The following is a 19,779-nucleotide window of genomic DNA, read 5'->3' as shown; positions in this document are numbered from 1 at the left end:
CCTGTGCAGGCCAGGGGATGCGGTCACACGTTCTACGTCACTTCGACGTGCGACCTCCCTCTCATCCGGCGCCGCGAGCGCAACCACTGCCCGTAGACTCCCTCGCGTGACACGTCGCGGGGCGGTTGGCAAGATGGCCCGAGCGGTCGGCAAGGTGCGGTAACAGGGAGGAAGCGTCTCGTGAGCAGCAGGCCATCCCGAGGCGCTGCTCGCCTCGCAGCCATACTCGACGCGCTGCCCGATGCGTTGGTGCTGGTCAACGCCAACGGGACCGTCGTCAACGCGAACACCATCGCGCTCGAGGCCTTTGAAGCGCCCGGGACCGCACTCGTGGGGCGGGGACTGCTCGATCTGCTGCCGCAGTTCGACTCCAAGCTGATCCCCGGATCCATGCGACGGCCCGATCACATGGATCCCGCCGGGCGGACCAAACCGACGCGGATGATCGCGCGGCGGACCGACGGGGCGGAGTTCCCCGTGGAGGTCACCAGCGCCAATCTCGAGAACCCGCAGCAGGCCTACGACGGTTACGGCTACAGCGGCGACGAGCTGCTGATGCTCGTCGTACGGGACCTGACCGGGACCGTCGACACCGAGGCGGAGCTGGCGCGGTCGCAGCGGCAGACCGAGATGATCCTGCGCGCCGCGAGCGAAGGCGTCGTGGGGACGGACACCGACGGGCGGATCGTGCTCGTCAATCCGGCCGCCGCTCAGATACTGGGTTACCGGGCGAGCGATCTGGGCGGCAAGGAGCTGCACGACCTCGTGCTGCACTCCCGCGCCGACGGCACCCCCTTCCCATACGACGAGTCGCCGCTCGCCGACACCCTGCGCTCCGGGCGCAAGCACCGGGTGCGCGGGCAGGTGCTGTTCGCCAAGGGCGGGGACAGGGTCTCCGTCGACCTGACCACCGCGCCGGTGCGCGACGGCGACCAGCTCGTCGGCGCCGTGATGACCTTCGCCGACCGGCGGTCGTACGACTCGCTCGCCGAGGAGAAGGCCGTACTCGAGAAGCGGCACGCCCAGGAGCTGGAGCGGATCGACGAGGAGCACGCCTCCGAGCTGACCGCCCTGCGCCAGAAGCACGTCACCGAGCTCGAGGGGCTGCTGGAGCAGCACGACGAGGAGCTCGGCGCGAACGAGGAGCGGTACGCCGCGCTCGGCGAGCGGGAGAAGGACCGGTACGAGGCCCTCTCCGGGCGCCACGAGCAGCTGCTGACGCTGCTGGGGCGGTCGCTCAGAGGGCCGCTGGACGAGTTGCGGCGCGAGCTGGCAGCCCTCGCCGCGGACGACGCCGGGCAGTTGTGGCCCGAGGCCAACCAGGTGCTGCATCACCTGTCGGCCGGGTACTCGCGGATCACCACCCTCATCGACAACGTCCTCGGCTATCAGCTCATCGACGCCGGGAGCGAGCAGATCACGCGCACGAAGGTGATGCTCGACGCCGTTGTCGCCGCCGGTGTCGACGGGGCCGTCGAGCTCATCGGGCCCGGGCGGGTGCAGTTCGCCGTGCACGCGCCGCCCATCGAGGCCGAGGTCGACCCGCAGCGCCTGGCGAGCGCGCTCGCCCATCTGGTCGCGGACGTCGCCGGCGTCGACGCGACCGGCAACGCGCCCGTGTCGGCGGGCGGTTACATGGACAACACGGTCGTGGTCGCGGCGGCGCAGCGCGGTGAGGTCGTACGGATCGAAGTGCGCGGGCCGTACGCCGGGGGAGACCCGGTGCACGAGCCGATCGTGCGCGGGATCGTGCGCGCCCACGGCGGTGTGCTGCAGACGCACGACGTGCCGGGAATGAGCGGCAGTTCGTACGTGCTGGAGGTGCCCATCGGGGGTGGCGCCGGGGCCGTCGCGGCCGAGGTCCCGGCCCAGGACCCGGGTTTCGACGAGGACCTCTCGTCCGAGCAGACCTCGGGTGGCGGGCGGCGGCACGGCCGGCGGTCCTCCGTCGACGCGTTCCTGGAGAGCGAGAATCCGGGAGAGCCCGGTGACCCGGTGCATACCGGTGACGCGGAGACCGGGGTGCCCACCGGGCGTCGCCGCAGGCGGGCGGTCGAGGAGTCGGCGGCCGCCGCGGCCTCGCACACCGGTGCCCTGGAGATTTCCGGTGGCACCGGGCGGCGGCGTGGGCGGTCGGCCGAGGGTGCCGGTGACGGTGTCTCCGAGGGTGCGGTCGTCATGGCCGGCGAGCATGCGGTGCAGACCGCGGCCGTCGGTACGGGTCTGGGCGGGACCGTGCCACCGCAGGGCGTGCCCGGGCCCGGCGGTCGGCGTGCGCGGCGCGACGGCGGCGAACAGCACGCCTTGCCGGCGGCGCTGCCCGCGGCTTCCTCGCCTGCCGAGCAGCCCGTCCCGGCCGACCAGCCGGTGTCCGCGGAGAAGGCCGAGGCGACCGGGCGTCGCCGCCGTGCCCTGGCCGCCGCGAACGACCGCGCCGCCGCGCAGGAGGCGGCCCCCCGTTCGGTGTTCGCGCTTCCCCCGGCGGATGCCGATCGGGCGCCCGAGGGTGCGCAGGCGCCGGGACAGGCATCCGTACCGGTGCAGGCACCCGTACCGGCGCAGGGGCAGCCCCAGCTTCCGGGGCAGGCGCCGGTTCCCGCGCAGCCGCAGGTTCCCGTTCAGGCTCAGCCGCAGGTCCCCGTTCAAGTTCAGCCGCAGGTTCCCGGCCCGAGTGGGCACGACTCCTCCGGTGACGGCCTGGTCGACGACGGTCGGCACGATGCCGTTCTGCACGACCAGTCCGGCGATCACACCCCGCCCCAACCGCACCCCACGAGCGCGCCGACCGGCCGCCGTCGCCGTGCCGTGGGGCAGCCGGGGGCGCAGGAGGCGGGCGGGCAGACCGCCGGGCAGGGGGCGCCGGTGCAGCAGGCCGCGTCCGTTCCCGTGCAGGTGGCCCCCGGCCAGCCGGTCCCCGCGCAGGTGGCACCGGCCCCGAACGCCGGCGGCCAGGTCGCGCCGCCCGCCCGGGTTCCCGCCGCACAGCCGCTTCCCGCGCCGGGCGCGCCCGTCCAGGACACCGCCTCCGGCCGGCCGCTCCCGGCCGAGGCGACTCCCGGTCAGCCCACCCCGGTCCCCGGCACTCCTCTTCCCCCGGAGGCCCCCGCGGCCCAGGGGCAGGCGCAGGCACGGCCCGCCCAGCCCCTCCCCGCCGAAGCGGCCGCCGCACCCGCAGCGCCCACCGCACCGGCCGCTCCCGTCGATCCGAACTCCACCCAGGGCCGGGCGATCAGTGTCCGGACCCTGGGCCAGGGCGTGCCCTTCACGCGGCAGGCAGCGCAGGTGCAGCTGCCGTCGGCCACGCCCCCGCCACCCAACCCGGCGAGTGGGGGCCGGCGTCGCAAGCTCGGCACGCGGACCGACCCCGCCGCCGCGGCCCCGGAGCAGGCGGCCCGTCCGCACCCGTCGGCCGAACAGACCGCCGTACCGGCGCAGTCCCAGCCCCAGCCGCAGCCGTCGATGGCCGGGCAGTCGCGGCTGGCGCCGGTGACCGAGGGCACCGGGCGGTCGTACGCCATAGGCGCCCCGGACGAGAACGCCGCCGAGGGGCCCGAGCCGCTGGACGGTCCCGGTGGGGCCGTCGAGATCGCGGACACCCCGCGGCCGCAGCCGATGGACGACGAGCTGCCGCCGGAGCCCTTGGACAATCCGCGGCGGCTGCTGGTGTGGCCCGCGCCGGACGTGACGACCCAGCAGGCGCTGAGCGACCGCGGCTACCGGCCCGTGATCGTGCACTCCCGCGAGGAGGTCGACGCGCAGATCGCGGCCTTCCCCGCCGCGCTGTTCGTGGACCCGCTGACCGGGCCGATCACCCGTACCGCGCTGCAGTCCCTGCGGCAGGCCGCCGTTGCCGCCGAAGTGCCGGTGATGGTGACCGCGGGGCTCGGACAGGCGACGCGCGAGGCCGCGTACGGCGCCGATCCGGCCGTACTCCTGAAGGCGCTCGCGCCGCGGGACAGCGAGCAGCACCCGCCGCGGGTGTTGCTCATCGAGGAGCACGCGGAGATCGCGCTGGCGCTGACCGCGACGCTGGAGCGGCGCGGGATGCAGGTGGCGCGGGCCGCGAGCGACGCTGACGCGGTGACGCTGGCGGGGCAGCTCAGGCCGAACCTGGTGGTGATGGACCTGATGCAGGTGCACCGGCGCCAGGCCGGGATCATCGACTGGCTGCGTGCGAACGGCCAGCTCAACCGCACCCCGCTCGTCGTCTACACCGCCGCCGTCGACCAGGCCGACCTGCCGCGGCTGGCCTCCGGCGAGACAGTTCTCTTCCTCGCGGAGCGTTCCACCAGCAGCGAGGTGCAGAGCCGGATCGTCGACCTGCTGTCGCGGATCGGCACCAACTAGGGCTCCATACGGCTCGCTTGGGGCCCCGCGCCAACTGGTGCCCCGTACGGCTCACTTCGCGACGAGCCTGCGCGCCGCTTCCTTGATCGAGTCGCGCAGGCGGTCCCGGTCGGTGTCGTCGGCGCCCACCAGGACGCGGCGCATCTGCGGGACGACGGTGGCCCAGTTGGCGAGGGCGATGAGCAGGAACAGCAGGTCCCGGGCGGGGATCGCGTCGGTGATGACGCCCCGGTCCTGGCCGTCCTGGACGGCGGCGACCTTGCGGCGGTAGTGCTCCTGGCGCTCGGCCTCGTCGGGGAGTTCGGTGGTGCCGTACTCCATGCCCTCCCAGAAGAGGAGGCGCAGCGTTTCGGGGTGGGTGGCGTGGTAGTCCATGAGGCGGTCGATCCAGCCCCCGATGTCGTCCGTGACGACGGGGACGGCAACCGCGAGGTCGACCATGGACTTGCCGAGGACCTGGGTGAACAGCTCCGCCTTGTTGCCGAAGTAGGCGTAGATCAGCTGCTTGTTGGCCTTGGCCGCGGAGGCGATGCGGTCGATGCGGGCGCCCGCGATGCCGTGGCGCGCGAACTCGGCGACCGCCGCCTCGAAGATCCGGGCCTTGGTGGCCTCGGGGTCTCTGACTCCCATGGGGGCAGGGTACCGCTCACGGCCCGGTAACCAACTATTTGGTTGACAGGGAATCGGCGGGCGGTGCAGGCTGTTCATCTTCCAACCAACCAGTTAGTTGTTAGCTTCTCCACGTCGGCTCGAAGGAGTCCGTCCGCTCATGTCGTCAGCAGCCGCCACCCACCAGGACCAGGACCACAACCGGAAGCAGGAGCAGAAGCAGGAGCGGTACGAGGATGGGGCCGAGGTCCGGAACCCGGCTCGGGAGTCGGGGGGCGCGTCCCGTCTGCTTCTCCCCCTCATCGCGCTGTGCACCGCCGTCACGGCCGCCAACATCTATCTCGCGGCGCCGCTGCTCCCCCTCATCGCGCACGACTTCGGCTCGACGCCCTCGGCGGTCGCCTGGATCGCCTCGGTCGCGCAGTTCGGCTACGCGGCCGGCCTGCTCTTCTTCGCCCCGCTCGGCGACAGCGTGAACCGGCGCCGCCTGGTCGCCGTCCTGTCCCTGGTCACCGCCGCGGCCCTGCTCGTCGGTGCCACGGCCGCCGGGACCACCGCACTCGCGGCCGCGGTGCTGGTCGCCTCGGCGGCCACCGTCGTCCCGCAGTTGCTCGTCCCGCTGGTCGCCGCACGCGCCCCCGCCGACCGCCGCGCCCGCCATGTCGCCGCCGTCATCTCCGGCCTGTTCACCGGCATCGTGGCGGCCCGTGTGCTGGGCGGTCTGGTGGGCCAGGCCTTCGGCTGGCGGGTGGCGTTCGTGGGCGCGGCCGCGCTGACGGCCGTACTGGGCCTCGCGACCGCACGCGCCCTGCCCGTGGAGTCGCGCCGCCACCAGGGCCCGCTGTTCTCGGGCCTTGCCGCCCTGCCGTCCATCGTCCGCAACTCGCCCGACCTGTGGCGCGCGTGCGTGCGCCAGGCCGGGATGTACGGCGCCTGGAGCGCCCTGTGGACCTCGCTCGCACTGCTGCTGACCGGTGGGTCCTACGGTCTGTCCACCGCGACCGCCGGTCTGTTCGGCCTCTTCGGGCTCGCGGCGAGCGCGGTGGCGCCCCTGGCCGGCGGACTGGTCGACCGCTTCGGCGCCGCCACGGTCGTACGGTCCGCGTATCTGCTCGCCGCCCTGTCCATACCGCTGTTCTGGCTGGGCGGGCACGTGATCGCCGCCCTCTTCGCGGCCGCGATCGTCATCCACGCGGCCCTCGTCGCCTCGCACGTCGCCAACCAGACCCTCGCCCTCACCACGACCTCGACCCCGGCCACCGCCAACAGCGCCTACGTCGTCGCGGGCTTCGCCGGCGGCGCCTCCGCCTCGGCCCTCGCGAGCCTCGCCTTCAGCGACTGGGGCTGGGGCGGGGTGTGCGCGGTGGCCGGACTGTGGCTGGTGCTGGGCTGGGGGACGACGGCCGTACGACGGTGAATGCCGCGGTACGGCGGTTCCGGGGTCTGGCTCCCGGGGCCCGCGGCTGTCGCCGTACGACGGGGCCTGTGCCGGGGCCTGGGACCCGGGGCCGTCGCCGTACGGCGGTGCTGAGACCGGCGTACGGCGATGTCGGAGCGTCCGGGGGGCAGGGCCGCGTACGGCAGGGTGAGGCCGGGGCCGGCGGCGTTGAAGCCGGGGCGGGCCGGGTGAGAAGCCGGGACCGGCCGTCGTTCAGAGCTTGGTGACGTCGAGCTCCCCCTCGGCGTACTGCCTGCGCAGCACCTTCTTGTCGAACTTGCCCACGCTCGTCTTCGGCACCGCCTCGATGATCGTCCAGCGCTCGGGGAGCTGCCACTTGGCGATGCGGCCCTCCTGGGCAAGGAAGGCGCGCAGGGTCTCGAAGTCGGCCTTCGAGCCCTCCTTCAACACGACCGTGGCCAGGGGGCGTTCACCCCACTTCTCGTCGGGAACGGCGACGACGGCGGCCTCGGCGACGTCCGGGTGGGACATCAGCGCGTTCTCCAGGTCGACGGAGGAGATCCACTCGCCGCCGGACTTGATGACGTCCTTGGCGCGGTCGGTGAGGGTGAGGAAGCCGTCGGGGGAGATCGTCCCGACGTCCCCCGTCTTCAGCCAGCCGTCCTCGCTGAACTTGTCGGCCGGGCGCAGGGGTTCGGCCTCGGGGCCGTTGTAGTAGGCGCCCGCGATCCAGTTGCCGCGCACCTCCAGCTCACCGGCGGACTCGCCGTCCCAGGGGAGGCGCTCGCCGCCGGGGCCGCTGAGGCGGGCCTCGACGCCGGCCGGGAAACGGCCCTGGGTCAGGCGGTACGCGAACTCCTCGTCCGTACCCACCACATGGGCCGGCGGGCGGGCGATCGTGCCGAGCGGGGAGGTCTCGGTCATGCCCCAGGCGTGACAGACGTGCATGCCCAGCTTGTCGAAGGCCTCCATGAGGGACGGCGGACAGGCCGAGCCGCCGATGGTGACCTGAGTGAGGGAGGAGACGTCGCGCGGCTTCGCGTTCAGTTCGGCGAGCAGGCCCTGCCAGATGGTGGGGACGGCGGCCGCATGCGTCGGGCGCTGGGACTCGATCATCTCGGCGAGCGGCGCCGGCTGCAGGAAGCGGTCCGGCATCAGCATGTTGACGCCGGTCATGAAGGTGGCGTGCGGCAGGCCCCAGGCGTTGACATGGAACTGCGGGACCACCACGAGCGAGGTGTCCTGATCGGTCAGGCCCATCGACTCGGCCATGTTGACCTGCATGGAGTGCAGATAGATCGAACGGTGGCTGTACACCACGCCCTTGGGGTCGCCCGTGGTGCCGGAGGTGTAGCACATGGCGGCGGCCTGGCGCTCGTCCAGCTCCGGCCAGTCGAAGGTCTTCGGCTTGTCCGCGATCAGGTCCTCGTACTCGTGGACCTGGGGGCGGACGCCCTCGAGGAGGGAACGGTCACCGGGGCCGGAGACCACGATGTGCTCGATCGTCGGCAGCTTCGGCAGCAGCGGGGCGAGCAGCGGCAGCAGCGAGCCGTTGACGATGACGACCTTGTCGGCCGCGTGATTGACGATCCACACCAGCTGCTCGGCCGGCAACCGGAGGTTGAGCGTATGCAGCACCGCGCCCATGGAGGGGATCGCGAAGTAGGCCTCGACGTGCTCGGCGTTGTTCCACATCAGCGTCGCGACCCGGTCGTCGCCCCGGACGCCGAGATCGTCGCGCAAGGCGTTGGCGAGCTGCACCGCGCGGGTGCCCGCCTCGGCGAAACTGCGCCGCTGCGGTTCGTCCTCACCGGTCCAGGTGATGATCTGGGACCGCCCGTGCACCAGCACCCCGTGGACGAGGATGCGGGTTACGGTCAGCGGTACGTCCTGCATCGTGCTCAGCACGGTGTCCTCCCGGGGCGACATTGCCTACGCGGCGGTAAGGTCTGCGCTGATTCTGCGCACATACCGCGCGGTATGTCACTAGGTGCCGATGATCGATCACTTCACGTCGGCTCCCAATTGCCACCAGGTCGGCCCTCAACAGGCCCCAGGCCGGCGCATTAACGCACAAGCCCCAGCTCAGGGTCTTCGCGCAGCTTGCCGAGCGCACGCGACACCGCCGACTTCACCGTGCCCACCGACACTCCGAGCACCTCGGCCGTCTGAACCTCGCTGAGGTCCTCGTAGTACCTGAGCACGACCATCGCCCGCTGCCGGGCGGGCAGCTTCATGATCGCCCGCCACATCGCGTCGTGCAGCGCCTGCTGCTCGGCCGGGTCGTCCCCGCCGCGCACGGGCTCCGGCTCGGGCAGCTCCTCGCACACGAACTCGTCGACCCTGCGCTTGCGCCACTGCGACGTGCGCGTGTTCAGCAGCGCCCGGCGCACATAGCCGTCGAGTGCACGATGGTCCTCGATGCGCTCCCAGGCGACATACGTCTTGGTGAGCGCGGTCTGCAGCAGGTCCTCCGCGTCGCTCGGGTTCGCGGTCAGCGACCGGGCGGTACGCAGCAGCACCGGCTGCCGGGCCTTCACATACGACGCGAACGACGGGTACGCGAGGGTCTGCTTCGCTGGCTCGGCAGCGGTCGAAGCGCTGGTGCAGACGGGTGTGGTCATGGCTCAACGCTATGAGCGAGGGCACCTCCGGCGGATCGGCCGCAGGTCCCGAAGCCGGGTCCGCCTCAGGTTGTAGGGGTGGAGGTAGCTGCACCTCCTGAAGGTGGACAAGGGGATCGGGGGTACTGCGGGATGACCCCTGGGGGCCGCCCCCTCGCTCAGCCGTCCGCGGTCAGGACCAGGCCGGATGTGGGCACCCCGGTCCCCGCCGTGACCAGCACCCGCTCCACCCCCGGTATTCGGTTCACCGCCGTCCCGCGCAACTGCCGCACCCCCTCCGCTATCCCGTTCATCCCATGGAGGTACGCCTCCCCGAGCTGCCCTCCGTGTGTGTTGATCGGCAACGACTCCCCGGCGACGAACCCAGCCGCCTCCCCCTTGCCGCAGAACCCGAACTCCTCCAACTGCATCAGCACGAACGGCGTGAAGTGGTCGTACAGGATCGCCACGTCGATGTCGGCCGGCGTCAGCCCGGAGGTGCGCCACAGCTGGCGGGCCACCACGGCCATCTCCGGCAGGCCGGTCAGGTCGTCCCGGTAGAAGCTCGTCATCTGCTCCTGCCCGCGGCCCGCGCCCTGGGCCGCCGCCGCTATGACGGCGGGCGGGTGGGGCAGTTCGCGGGCCCGCTCCACCGAGGTGACGACGATCGCCTGGCCGCCGTCCGTCTCCTGGCAGCAGTCCAGGAGTCTGAGCGGCTCGACGATCCAGCGCGAGGCCGCGTGGTCGGCGAGAGTGATCGGCCGGCCGTGGAAGTACGCCGCCGGGTTGGTCGCCGCGTACTTCCGGTCGACGACGGCCACCTGCCCGAAGGCCTCCGGGGTCAGCCCGTACGTGTGCAGATAACGCTGAGCCGCCATCGCCACCCACGAGGCCGGGGTCAGCAGCCCGAACGGCAGCGACCAGCCGAGCGCCGCACCCTCCGCCGACGGCTCCCGCTGCTGCACTCCGGAGCCGAATCTCCGGCCCGACCTCTCATTGAAGGCCCGGTAGCAGACGACGACCTCCGCGACCCCCGTCGCCACCGCGAGCGCCGCCTGCTGGACCGTCGCGCAGGCCGCCCCGCCGCCGTAGTGGATCCGGGAGAAGAAGGACAGCTCCCCCATCCCGCAGGCCTGGGCCACGGTGATCTCCGGGCTGGTGTCCATCGTGAACGTGACCATCCCGTCCACATCGCCCGGCGTCAGCCCCGCGTCGTCCAGCGCGGCCCGCACCGCCTCCGCAGCCAGCCGCAGCTCGCTGCGCCCCGAGTCCTTGGAGAACTCCGTGGCCCCGATGCCGACGACCGCGGCCCGCCCGCCGAGGTCGTCCCGGGTGCGGACGCTCATCCGGCACCCCCTGGTCCTTCCGCCGGGACCGTGACCGTGACCGTGCCCGTGACGTGACTGCCGATGCCGTTCGCCCCGATCACCCGCACCGTCATGGTGTCGCCGTCGACCTCCTCGACCGAGCCCGTCAACACCATCGTGTCCCCTGGGTAGTTGGGCGCCCCCAGTCGGATGGCCACCTTGCGGAGCACGGCCGTCGGGCCGAAGTGGTCGGTGATGTAGCGGCCGACCAGGCCGTTCGTCGTGAGGATGTTCATGAAGATGTCCGGGGAGCCCTTCTGCCGGGCCAACTCGGCGTCGTGGTGCACGTCCTGGTAGTCGCGCGAGGCGATGGCGCCGGCGACGATCAGGGTGCGGGTGATCGGGATCTCCAGCGGGGGGAGCGCGTCACCGGACTTCATGGGTTTCATGGCGTGCTTCATGCCGCGTCCTCTCATGTCGCGTCCTCCCGGATACGGAAGACGGGGAGCAGCAGCTCCTCGTCGTACGACTGGAATTCGAGCCGCACCGGCATGCCGATGCGCACCTTGTCGTACGGCGCTCCCACCACGTTGCTGATCATCCGCACGCCTTCCGACAGCTCGATCAGCGCAACCGCGTAGGGAGGGGTGAAGGCCGGGAAGGGTGGGTGGTGCATGACGACGTACGAATAGACGGTGCCCTCGCCGCTCGCCTCGACCGTGTCCCAGTCCGGGCAGCCGCAGCTGTTGCAGCCGGGCAGCCAGGGAAAGCGGAGCGTGGCGCAGCCGGTGCAGCGCTGGATGAGCAGTTGACGGTGTCTCACGCCCTCCCAGAAGCCGGCGTTGTCGCGGTTGACGACGGGGCGGGGGCGGGGCGGGGGCTCCTGACTCCGCTGCGCCGGGGCGTACTTGAGGATGCGGAAGCGGTGTGTGCCCACGAGAGCCCGGCCCACCCGGACGTCCGTCCGCGTCGTGACGAAGTACCCCGTGCCCAGCTTGGTCGTCTTGCGCTCCGACACCGACTCGATCATCGTGCCGAAGGTGATCTCGTCCCCGGGGCGCAGCGGTCGAAGGTACTCCTGCTCGCAGTCGGTGGCGACGACCGAGGTGCAGCCCGCCTCGTCGAGCAGGCCGAGCAGCTCGTCGTACGCCTGCGAGCGCCCTTCGTGGTCGGTCAGGCCGCCCATGATCCACGCCTGGAGCATGGTGGGCGGAGCTATGGCTTCGGGGCCCGCGTAGGCCGGATTGGCGTCTCCCATCGCCTCGCACCAGTGCCGGATCATCGGCAGGTTGACGGGATCCCTGCCCGCACCGGCGACGGCGGCGGCCCGTCCCTCGTAGGCCTTCAGCCGTCCCCCCAGCTCATCGCTCACCGTCGCCCCCTCGTCATCTCCTGCCGCATCGCACTGACACTTCTGGTACACCGCCCACGCCGAGCGGGTTCCCACGATCTCGGCGAGAGTTTCTGACTGTCCGTCAGATACCGTCGGCTGTCAAGAACACGGCGCGCACACAGAAAACGCCTGCGCGGCGGCACCGAAGTACCGCCGCGCAGACGTGTCACACCCCACAACACACCCCGGATTCCCTGGAGTCAGGGCCGTCGGCTCACCACAGTTCGGTGAAGTTGATGGCGACATTCTTGTTGCCCTGGTTGATGGTCGCGAACGGCGATCCCTTGACCTGGGCGGTGTTGCTCTGGTTCGAGGCGCCGGAGCCGACGGCGTTCTGCTGCGTGGTGGACGAGTTGCCGTTGTTGTTGTGCCCGACACCGCTGCCGACGACGCTCGCGACACCCGCGTTCGATCCGTTGTCCGCGATGGCGCCGTTGTCCGCCGCCGCGACGCCGGTGAACAGAGCGGCTGCCAGCGGAAGGGCGGAGACGGCGGCGATGACGCGGGCGGTACGGATGCTTGCCATGTTGTTCCTCCAGAACACCAACGTGAAGTACGGCTTACTCCAAGGCAGTTGGCCGACCACCTCGGTTGTTGTGCACGACGTCGCGAGATCAGAGTTGCCCACCGAATCCCCGGCGAACCACCCCGGAAGCCGCCATTCGCCCTCAAGTGCTACGACAAGTCGATAAACCCCTATCGCTACTTCTAACGCCCATGTCAGGACAGTACGGACGCCTCGATCCCAAGCACCGCAAGGGCTGAAGCGTTCCGGCACTTTTCCGGACAACCACTCCGGCCCGGCGCGTCGTGACCGAATCCCCTTCCCTTTTTCGAACGCACGTACGAACATAGAGGCATGGCCACCACCGACCGGCAGGCCACGACGCTGGCCCTCGCACACGCCCTGTCAGCCGCCGAGCGCGGACTGGCCGTCATCCCCCTGTCCCGGACGAAACTCCCGGCCCTGCGCTCCCCCCACCGCGACGACCCCGAACCCGAGCCCTGCCACGGCGAATGCGGCCGCCTCGGGCACGGGGTGTACGACTCCTCGACCGACCCGGCACGCATCCGCGAACTGTTCGCCGCGGCCCCCTGGGCAACCGGCTACGGCATCGCGTGCGGCCTGCCGCCCCACCATCTGATCGGAGTCGACCTCGACACGAAAACGGGTACGGACTCCTCGGCCGCCCTGCGCGAACTGGCCCTGCGCCACCTGTTCACGATCCCCGACACGGTCGTCGTCCTCACCCCCAGCGGCGGCCGCCACCTCTGGCTGAGCGGCCCGCCGGACGTCGTCGTCCCCAACTCCGCGGGCCGGCTAGCCCCCGGCATCGACATCCGCGGCGCCGGCGGCTACCTCGTCGGCCCCGGCTCCCGAACCGACCACGGCGTCTACGGCACCGCGCCCGGCACCGCCCACCTCGCCCCCGCGGCCTGCCCGCCCGCCCTGCTCCGCCTGCTGCTCCCGCCGCCCCGCACCCACCACCCCACACCGTCCGCGATCAGCGACCACGGCCAGGGCCTCGTCCAGTTCGTCCTCGCCGCACACGAGGGTCAGCGCAACACCCGCCTGTTCTGGGCGGCCTGCCGCGCCTACGAGGACGGCATCGGCCCCGCCCTCGTCGACCCGCTGGTCGAGGCGGCCCTCAACACCGGCCTGACCGAACGCGAGGCACGGGCGACGATCGCGTCGGCGGCGCGGATGTCGGGGCATCGGCCGTGAGGCCGGCGACACATCGAGTGAAGGAAGTCCATGCACGACCGCCCTGGAGCGCGGACCATGTCGCTGACCCGCGTGGTCCTCTCCTCCGGCCGCTCCGTCGACCTCGCCGATCTGCGGTTCTCGTCGACGTACGGAGGAATGCTGGAGGGCTACCCCTGCAAGCCGGTCAACGACATGGTGATCAAGGCCCTCCTCCGAACCGCCGAACGCGCCTTCCCCAGCACCCCGATCCACCTCGTCCCGCCCCCGCGCGAGTACCCGGACCAGTACGCCGGCGGCTTCGGCCCGGTCGAGGTCCTGCCCACCGTCGCCTGCGTCGGCTCCTTCCGCTCCACGGCACTCGACCCGACCCACGACCCGGTCCTGTACCGCTCGACCCTGACGGTCATCTGGTTCCAGCCGACGACCCGGGTCCCGTACGAGTGCGATGCGGTGGCCGCGCTGCGGGAGGTGGACTGGGAGGCGTTGGCTCGGGACTTCGAGCTCTAGCAGGCCGTAGCCCCGCTCACACGTGGTCGATCCGCCAAGCGATCATCCCCGTGGCGCCCTGATCGCCGTCGACGTCGACGCGTTGCGCATGCTTCGCGGTGAAGCGTTGCCAGACCGGTGTCCCGTCGCAGGTGACCGGTTTCCCCGCGGCCGCGCTCGCCGGTATGAACTCGATCGCGGCGGTTCCGGTGCCCGCACACACCACGGACAGGCGGTATGTGGTGCCTGCGGAGAGGCCCGGGGCGGTGTGCAGTCCGTCCGACACCCGTTCCAGCCCGGAGGCCACCATCGAGTCGTCCGTCGTGGGCCCCAGGGCCGACCGGGCCTCGCCGGCGAGCGTCTTCTCCTGCTGCGCCGCGGTGGTGGTCGTCCGGTTCGGGGATGCCGAGGCCGCGTGCACGGGTTGGGATCCGCCGCCCGAGGTGCACGCGACCAGAAAGAACGTCGGTACGAGGACCAGGGAGCCGATGCGGGCGTGAACTGTTGCCATGCCATGAAAGAGAGCTGGGGCACCGGAAACGTTCCGGTGCCCCAGCTCACGCCTTGCGGTGGGTGTGGGATTTGAACCCACGGTGACATCGCTGCCACGACGGTTTTCAAGACCGGCCGGATCCGCACGGCCACATGCGGCTTGACCTGCGCAAGCGTCCCCTCATTGGGCGCCGCCCACGCCTGGTTGGCCAGAGGTTGGCCGCGCCGCCACTGGGTTGGCGCGTCGAACGCCCGCCAGCAGCCATGCCTGACTGGGGCAGGACTTCTTCGTCCCGAAGCAACTTGGGTGGGCGCTGGACCTTGGGCTGGTGCGCCTCTCACCTGCTGCGATGATCCACAAGCGTGCGCGGTTGTCCGCCGCTGTCCGTCGGCGTTGTCACACAGTTAGACACTCACCGATGCTCGGGTCGCCACTGTGCCCGAAGGCCATGGCCGCGCGGTAGGTGTCGAGATGCTCTGGGCAACCAAAGTACTGCTTGGCCCGCTTGAAGAGCCGCGGCTGCCCTCGTGGCCCAAATTGGCCTCCCATGGTGCAGTGCATCAAGCCACGCCATTTCAGCCGAACTCCGCATAGAACCGCGCCTCCTGTGGCATCTTCACTCCATGCGCTCGGCGGAGTTTCGGGAGACCAAGGGGTGTCATGGGGGCAATTTCTCGGATATGGAATTGGTATCAGTTTAAGGCCAACACCCCTCAAGAACGGCTTGAAGATCGAGAGAGTCGTGACGAGGAACTAAAAATCCGGCGACGCGTTTCATTGGTTTTGCCCATCCAGGAGTCATCAGATCGCGAGCGCTTGATTGAGGCAGCACAAACGGCCGCCACGGGCGTCTTTCTTCCGGTCTGGATGCGTCAAAGGCACGACAGGTTCGCCATTGTCGGAGCAGGGATTGTTACAGCAGGCTGTGTAGCCCTCCTCTTGTGGCTACTTAACGGGGGCGTCATTTCGAATTCTTTCATAAACCTGGCTCCAACGAAGGGTTCCGGACTATCGGTGCCCGGGCAGGCGGAAGTGTTGGTCATCCTGGTGGCGGCTGGCGCTCTTTGGGTCGGCCGCCGAGCAGTCTTGTTTGTTCTACGTGAAAGGATTCACGCAGCCCCTGATCCAGAAAGGAGCGGCTTTGATCTGGAGCTCATCTTGTGCGCATCGGCTATAGGTGCAGCAACGGTCGGCCTGCCGTGGGTTATTTTTTCCGCATCCTCTAACTATCGAGAGTGGCCTATTGGGTGGCAGGTTCTCCTAGGGGGTGGTCTTCTTCTGGGAATTGCCCTGCGCCGCTGGGCGAATGCATTTCGGCAACTTCTTGATCGACACGCGCGCGCAGAGTACGAGGAGTCTATCGATCAGGTTGTGTGGCAGCTTCATTATCTTGCTTGGATTCTGCACACCAGAAGGCCCCAGTATCTCAAACCGCGCACCCTGAGAGGAATTCGAACAGTAATCGGCGAAACAGCTCGGGTTATTGAGCTGAATCGTATCCCTCTCCGAACTGCAAATTGGCGAGAAAGGGCGCTGCGAAGGCAGATACGTCGCGATCACGCTCGCATCGCTGCCATTCTCCGCGGACTTAGTAGGGATGTCGCAACTCTGCACTCCCTTGAGCAGTATGACCGCGTGTGTGCGGCCGTTCTGGCTGGCGCCATTTCTGCTGCACATGGAAATTGGGATGAGCTACTTGAGAATGCACCTGAAGTAACTCTTATATCCCGCTCGGCGCGCAGCCTTCGCAGCGTAACTCCTGCACTCACGTTGGTAGGTGCGGCGCTCGCAATACCAGTATTACCTGGAGTTGGGCCCGCTTCCGATGGAATTCGTGTGCTCTTGCTGGCCACAGCGGTTCTATCAATTCTTCCAGCTGGCGACGCCACGCGCGACATCGTCAGAGGAACACTAGATAAGGCCCTTCTAAAAGACTTGGGAACTGGGACCGCAAAAAGCAACTAAAGAGAAGCCCGCATAATCTCAGGTCGGCGGATTCTCAATGACCCGGTCGAACACGCCCATTGAACGTTGGAGCCCCAGTTTGGAAGATCGCGTAACTGGATCCCGGCCGATCTGGTGAGACGCTGACCTCGGCGTTCCCGGGTAGTTTGCCGACGTTCCCCCTTGGTCCCCGCTGGTTGCTGCTCAATCGGGCACGTAGGGGGCACGTGTGGCCTTCTCCCGTCCTGGCGGGCCGGGAACGCCGAAGGGGCCCGGCGGGCCTAGTCGGCGGTCACACGGCCGTATGGGGGCTGCCTCACTGATGCTGCGCTCACTGCGGAGCCACAGACGAGAACTGCCGACAGTGCGATCAGGTTGGTGAGGACGCCTTGGATCTGTGCGCCCGGGACGTAGATGACCACGATGACGACGAGAACGGCAGCCCAGTCTCGTGGACGGGGGATTGAAATTGGCCTGGTTGGGGTCACACTCATAGCAGTACCTCCTAGGTGCGCGCCCACCGATTGCTGCCCTCGCCGGGAAGCCTGTGCAGCGGTCGGTGGGCTTTTGCGTGGACCTCTGTGATGTGGGTCTCCCCCAGTGTGCGCCGAAGTAACGGCTGGTAGGCGTGACCTGACCCACGGATGCGGTGCACGGGGGGCGCACGCAGTCACGTCGTCCATGAAGTGGACGGGAAGACGCGCCGAGTTCGATAAACGGACGACCTGTCCGATAGTCAGGCGGTGAGGTGCCCGACGAGGTCGGCGGAACGACTTTGGCCTGGAGCTGCTTTGGCGTGAGTGATCATGGCCCCGTAAGCTTCCGGCGCGTCGGGCAGTCTGTGGACCTGCCCGTTAAAGCACGACGTTGGGGCCATGATCTTCGAGGCTCGCGCCAAAGTGGCTGGCTAAAGTCGTGGAGCCGACCGCCCCACCCACAGAGGGGTTCTCTCCGGAAGCGGTGTTCGACGGTAGGTCGCGCGGGCATCAATCTTGACGAATCCTTTACTTCCAATCGGAGTAATAAAGACGTCACTTGACACTCTCCCGGATGTACGTGCGGGTGATCCCTTGGCTCATCCATCTACGCCGCGCGGATCCGTGGCCCCTGTGCCTGATCAGCAGGCCGTACGAACGTCCGCGCATCCGGTAGTGTCGGCTCGCATGCCGCCGCCACCATGATCCGGCCTCTTTCGGTAGCACAAAGTGTCTTTGACCTGCACCGTTGGGGATCATCATTCGTCCCCCGTGCCCGTGTTGGAATGTGGCCGCTGCGTGTGGCGACGGGCGGGCGGCGACGTACGCCGGTGGCGAAGACATGGAGGCGGCGCGGCGGCGACCGGCCGGCGCCGCCGCGCTTGGTGCGGCCCTCGGTTTGATCCGACCTACTGGTGTAGGCAACCGGGTGGAAAGGGGTGCGGCGTGGCCCCTGATACGAGGGCGTTGGGGTCTAGCCGCTATTGATCTTTTCCCATCCCGAGGCCGGATCGTGGTGGCGGTGGCATGCGGGCCGGGAGCGGCCGTTGATGCGCTTGGGCGGAGTTGCGGTCCGAAGATCGACAAGCGCTGTCGGCCGCCGATCGAGCGAGCGCAGCGAGCCTTGATGAGGCAGGGAAAGTGCAGAACGAAGCTCAGGGTGGGCTGCTGTCCACCCTGGCATCACGTACCGGGGCGGGCAGCAACGTCAGCCGGCATGAGTCGGCTAATGAAGCCTTCGACGCACAGCCGCTCAAAGGCGGCTACAACGGTGTCTGGAACGTCCTGCTCGATGGCCAGACCCAACCTCGGGAAGACGAGCACTCGTTGCAGGGCACCCACGATCATGTCGATCACCATGCGAGCGTCTCCGATGGAGTCGGCATACTCCTCCAAGCCCATCGGTGTGGACGCGCACACCACTTCGACCTCGGGCCAGAGCTTCCGCATCATGGCGTACGAGCGCCGCTCTTCGTACGGCTTGCTCACGAGCAGGACGGACGAGACCTTGATGTCGGCCTCTGCCAACACCGCTTTCGTGAACTCGATGTTCTCGCCGGTGTTCGTGGCACGCGGTTCCAGGAGTACTGCTGAATCGGGCACCCCTAGCTGCAACGCCCGCTCTCGGTAGTGGACAGCCTCACCGCGCGGCATGCGCGCCCTGGTCGTGGGGCTGGTGGCTCCCGTGAAGACGATGACCGGTGCCATGCCCTGGTGGTACAGCTCAGCTGTCACGTCAGCCACACCAAGGTCGTGACTGCCCAGACCCACAGCCACCGAACAGGGCCGTGGGTTGTGGTGCATGAAGTGGTAGTCCCACAGGAGTCGAGCATCCGCCCATGCCTGTGCCGAGATCATTCCTGCCCCTTCCTGTCATGCGCCGAGTCGGGAACCTGGAAGTCGTACTCCCACGCGAAGCGAGAAGCCGCGTGGATGCCCACGGCGAACTCAACCACCGTGCCATCTGCGGTGTAGGTCGTGCGGTGCAGCTCCACGACGGGTTCTCCCTGCGGCAGCTGCAAGAGCTTCACTTCGTCCGCCGTGGGGACGCGGGCGAACAGAGCCTCTCTCATGTGGTCGATCTCGTACCCCGCGTCGTACAGCACCTTGTATCCGCCACCACGGCCGGCGGGACCCGGCGTGGGGTCGACGATGCGTGTCCCCTCGACGTGTTCGGGTCGGTAGTAGCTGGTCAGGGTGTGGGTCGGCTGGGTGCCCTCCTTCACCAAACGGGCGCGCGCGTACACCTCGGAGTCGACGGGGACGCCGAGTCCTTCGGCGACGAGATCACTCGCCTCGGTACGGCTCACGGTCTGCGTCTGGTCGTTGCGCTTGTACGCACGCCCCGATGCCACGCGGTCCGCGATGAACGCGACCTCATCGCCGTCACGCCACTTGACCTTGTCGTACCGGGCGATGCCGAGTCGCTTGAGCGGAGTGCGCGGCCGTACGACCGTGCCGTGCCCGCGTGACGACGTCACAAGTCCCTCAGACTCAAGCGCTTTGTACGCCTGATGGACGGTGGACTTGGAGCCTTCCCCGTCCTCGACAAGGTCTCTGATCTGGGGCAACTGGGCCCCGGGTGCGTACTCGCCATTCCTGATCTGTTCCGCGAGCCGATCCGCCAGCTCGCGCCACTTGGCTGCCACAGCTGAACTCCCTTCGATGCGCCCAAGTGAAGCACAGTCCTAGGACTATTGACAGTCCCAGGACTGCATGCCATTGTCATCTCAGACCGCCGCAGTCCTAGGACAGCGAGCCGGAAGGGGCCTTCTTTGGGCTGCTTCGTAGCCGTGTCAGTTCGGGATAGCTCGCCTCCACGTGGGGCCCTGAGCTGGTCGTTCCTTGAGAACTCAACAGTGGGCCGAGGTAGACCGCTCCACCTCTGCAAGCAAGAGGGCGGCGTACGCGGGTTCTGTCCCCGTGTGCGGTACAGCGCAACTCGACCTTTCCGCAGCTCAACGGCTGCGGCCGGTTGCCTCCGCTGCTCGTCTCGTACGAGCAGCGCTGAGGGG

The 19,779-nt window shown here is 69.1% G+C and carries 14 protein-coding genes; 4 read left to right on the top strand and 10 right to left on the bottom strand.

Features of this window, described 5'->3' with window-relative positions; translation table 11 throughout:
- The first annotated feature begins 180 nt into the window (after positions 1-180).
- Positions 181-4,347, top strand: a complete 4,167-nt coding sequence (locus OG303_RS25820) for a PAS domain-containing protein (protein ID WP_405871240.1) — start codon at positions 181-183, stop codon at positions 4,345-4,347.
- A gap of 51 nt (positions 4,348-4,398) precedes the next feature.
- Here OG303_RS25820 and OG303_RS25815 read toward each other — a convergent pair whose 3' ends face one another.
- Positions 4,399-4,977 carry a TetR family transcriptional regulator gene (locus OG303_RS25815; protein WP_405871239.1) on the bottom strand — a complete coding sequence of 193 codons (579 nt, stop codon included), beginning with the start codon at positions 4,975-4,977 and terminating at the stop codon, positions 4,399-4,401.
- Between the two features lie 139 nt (positions 4,978-5,116).
- On the opposite strand from OG303_RS25815, the gene OG303_RS25810 reads away from it, so the two are divergent.
- A complete protein-coding gene (locus OG303_RS25810; protein WP_405871237.1) occupies positions 5,117-6,373 on the top strand; it encodes an MFS transporter in 1,257 nt (418 codons plus the stop codon).
- A 234-nt stretch (positions 6,374-6,607) separates the two neighbouring features.
- On the opposite strand, the gene OG303_RS25805 is transcribed toward OG303_RS25810, so the two are convergent.
- The 6 genes from OG303_RS25805 to OG303_RS25780 all read right to left on the bottom strand — a co-directional run bounded on the left by OG303_RS25805 (position 6,608) and on the right by OG303_RS25780 (position 12,184).
- Complete coding sequence (locus OG303_RS25805) at positions 6,608-8,284, bottom strand: long-chain fatty acid--CoA ligase (RefSeq protein ID WP_405871236.1); 1,677 nt, start codon at positions 8,282-8,284, stop codon at positions 6,608-6,610.
- A 137-nt stretch (positions 8,285-8,421) separates the two neighbouring features.
- Entirely contained in the window at positions 8,422-8,979 is a 558-nt protein-coding gene (locus OG303_RS25800; RefSeq protein ID WP_405871235.1) for a SigE family RNA polymerase sigma factor, read from the bottom strand.
- A 158-nt stretch (positions 8,980-9,137) separates the two neighbouring features.
- Entirely contained in the window at positions 9,138-10,304 is a 1,167-nt protein-coding gene (locus OG303_RS25795; protein ID WP_405871234.1) for a lipid-transfer protein, read from the bottom strand.
- Positions 10,301-10,705: a MaoC family dehydratase gene (locus tag OG303_RS25790; RefSeq protein WP_405877478.1), complete on the bottom strand. Its 405-nt coding sequence runs from the start codon at positions 10,703-10,705 to the stop codon at positions 10,301-10,303. The genes OG303_RS25795 and OG303_RS25790 overlap by 4 nt, the downstream gene beginning before the upstream one ends.
- A gap of 32 nt (positions 10,706-10,737) precedes the next feature.
- The gene (locus OG303_RS25785; RefSeq protein ID WP_405871233.1) at positions 10,738-11,637 is read right to left on the bottom strand and encodes a bifunctional MaoC family dehydratase N-terminal/OB-fold nucleic acid binding domain-containing protein; all 900 of its coding nucleotides are present in this window, start codon (positions 11,635-11,637) and stop codon (positions 10,738-10,740) included.
- Positions 11,638-11,872: 235 nt separating this feature from the next.
- On the bottom strand, positions 11,873-12,184 hold the full coding sequence (locus tag OG303_RS25780) for a hypothetical protein (protein WP_405871232.1): 312 nt from the start codon (positions 12,182-12,184) through the stop codon (positions 11,873-11,875).
- A gap of 333 nt (positions 12,185-12,517) precedes the next feature.
- On the opposite strand from OG303_RS25780, the gene OG303_RS25775 reads away from it, so the two are divergent.
- Both OG303_RS25775 and OG303_RS25770 read left to right on the top strand, forming a co-directional pair.
- On the top strand, positions 12,518-13,384 hold the full coding sequence (locus OG303_RS25775) for a bifunctional DNA primase/polymerase (RefSeq protein WP_405871231.1): 867 nt from the start codon (positions 12,518-12,520) through the stop codon (positions 13,382-13,384).
- A 57-nt stretch (positions 13,385-13,441) separates the two neighbouring features.
- On the top strand, positions 13,442-13,873 hold the full coding sequence (locus OG303_RS25770) for a hypothetical protein (RefSeq protein ID WP_405871230.1): 432 nt from the start codon (positions 13,442-13,444) through the stop codon (positions 13,871-13,873).
- Between the two features lie 16 nt (positions 13,874-13,889).
- On the opposite strand, the gene OG303_RS25765 is transcribed toward OG303_RS25770, so the two are convergent.
- The 3 genes from OG303_RS25765 to OG303_RS25755 all read right to left on the bottom strand — a co-directional run bounded on the left by OG303_RS25765 (position 13,890) and on the right by OG303_RS25755 (position 19,413).
- On the bottom strand, positions 13,890-14,363 hold the full coding sequence (locus OG303_RS25765; protein WP_405871229.1) for a hypothetical protein: 474 nt from the start codon (positions 14,361-14,363) through the stop codon (positions 13,890-13,892).
- 3,584 nt (positions 14,364-17,947) lie between these two features.
- A complete protein-coding gene (locus OG303_RS25760; protein ID WP_405871228.1) occupies positions 17,948-18,622 on the bottom strand; it encodes a YdcF family protein in 675 nt (224 codons plus the stop codon).
- On the bottom strand, positions 18,619-19,413 hold the full coding sequence (locus tag OG303_RS25755) for a GntR family transcriptional regulator (protein ID WP_405871227.1): 795 nt from the start codon (positions 19,411-19,413) through the stop codon (positions 18,619-18,621). Before OG303_RS25755 ends, OG303_RS25760 begins: the two co-directional genes overlap by 4 nt.
- Positions 19,414-19,779 lie beyond the last annotated feature (366 nt).

It is taken from the genome of Streptomyces sp. NBC_00005, assembly GCF_045160215.1.
In the GTDB taxonomy this organism is placed as follows: domain Bacteria; phylum Actinomycetota; class Actinomycetes; order Streptomycetales; family Streptomycetaceae; genus Streptomyces.
Note: the sequence above shows the minus strand (reverse complement) of the source record. Positions and strands in the feature narration are given on the sequence as shown.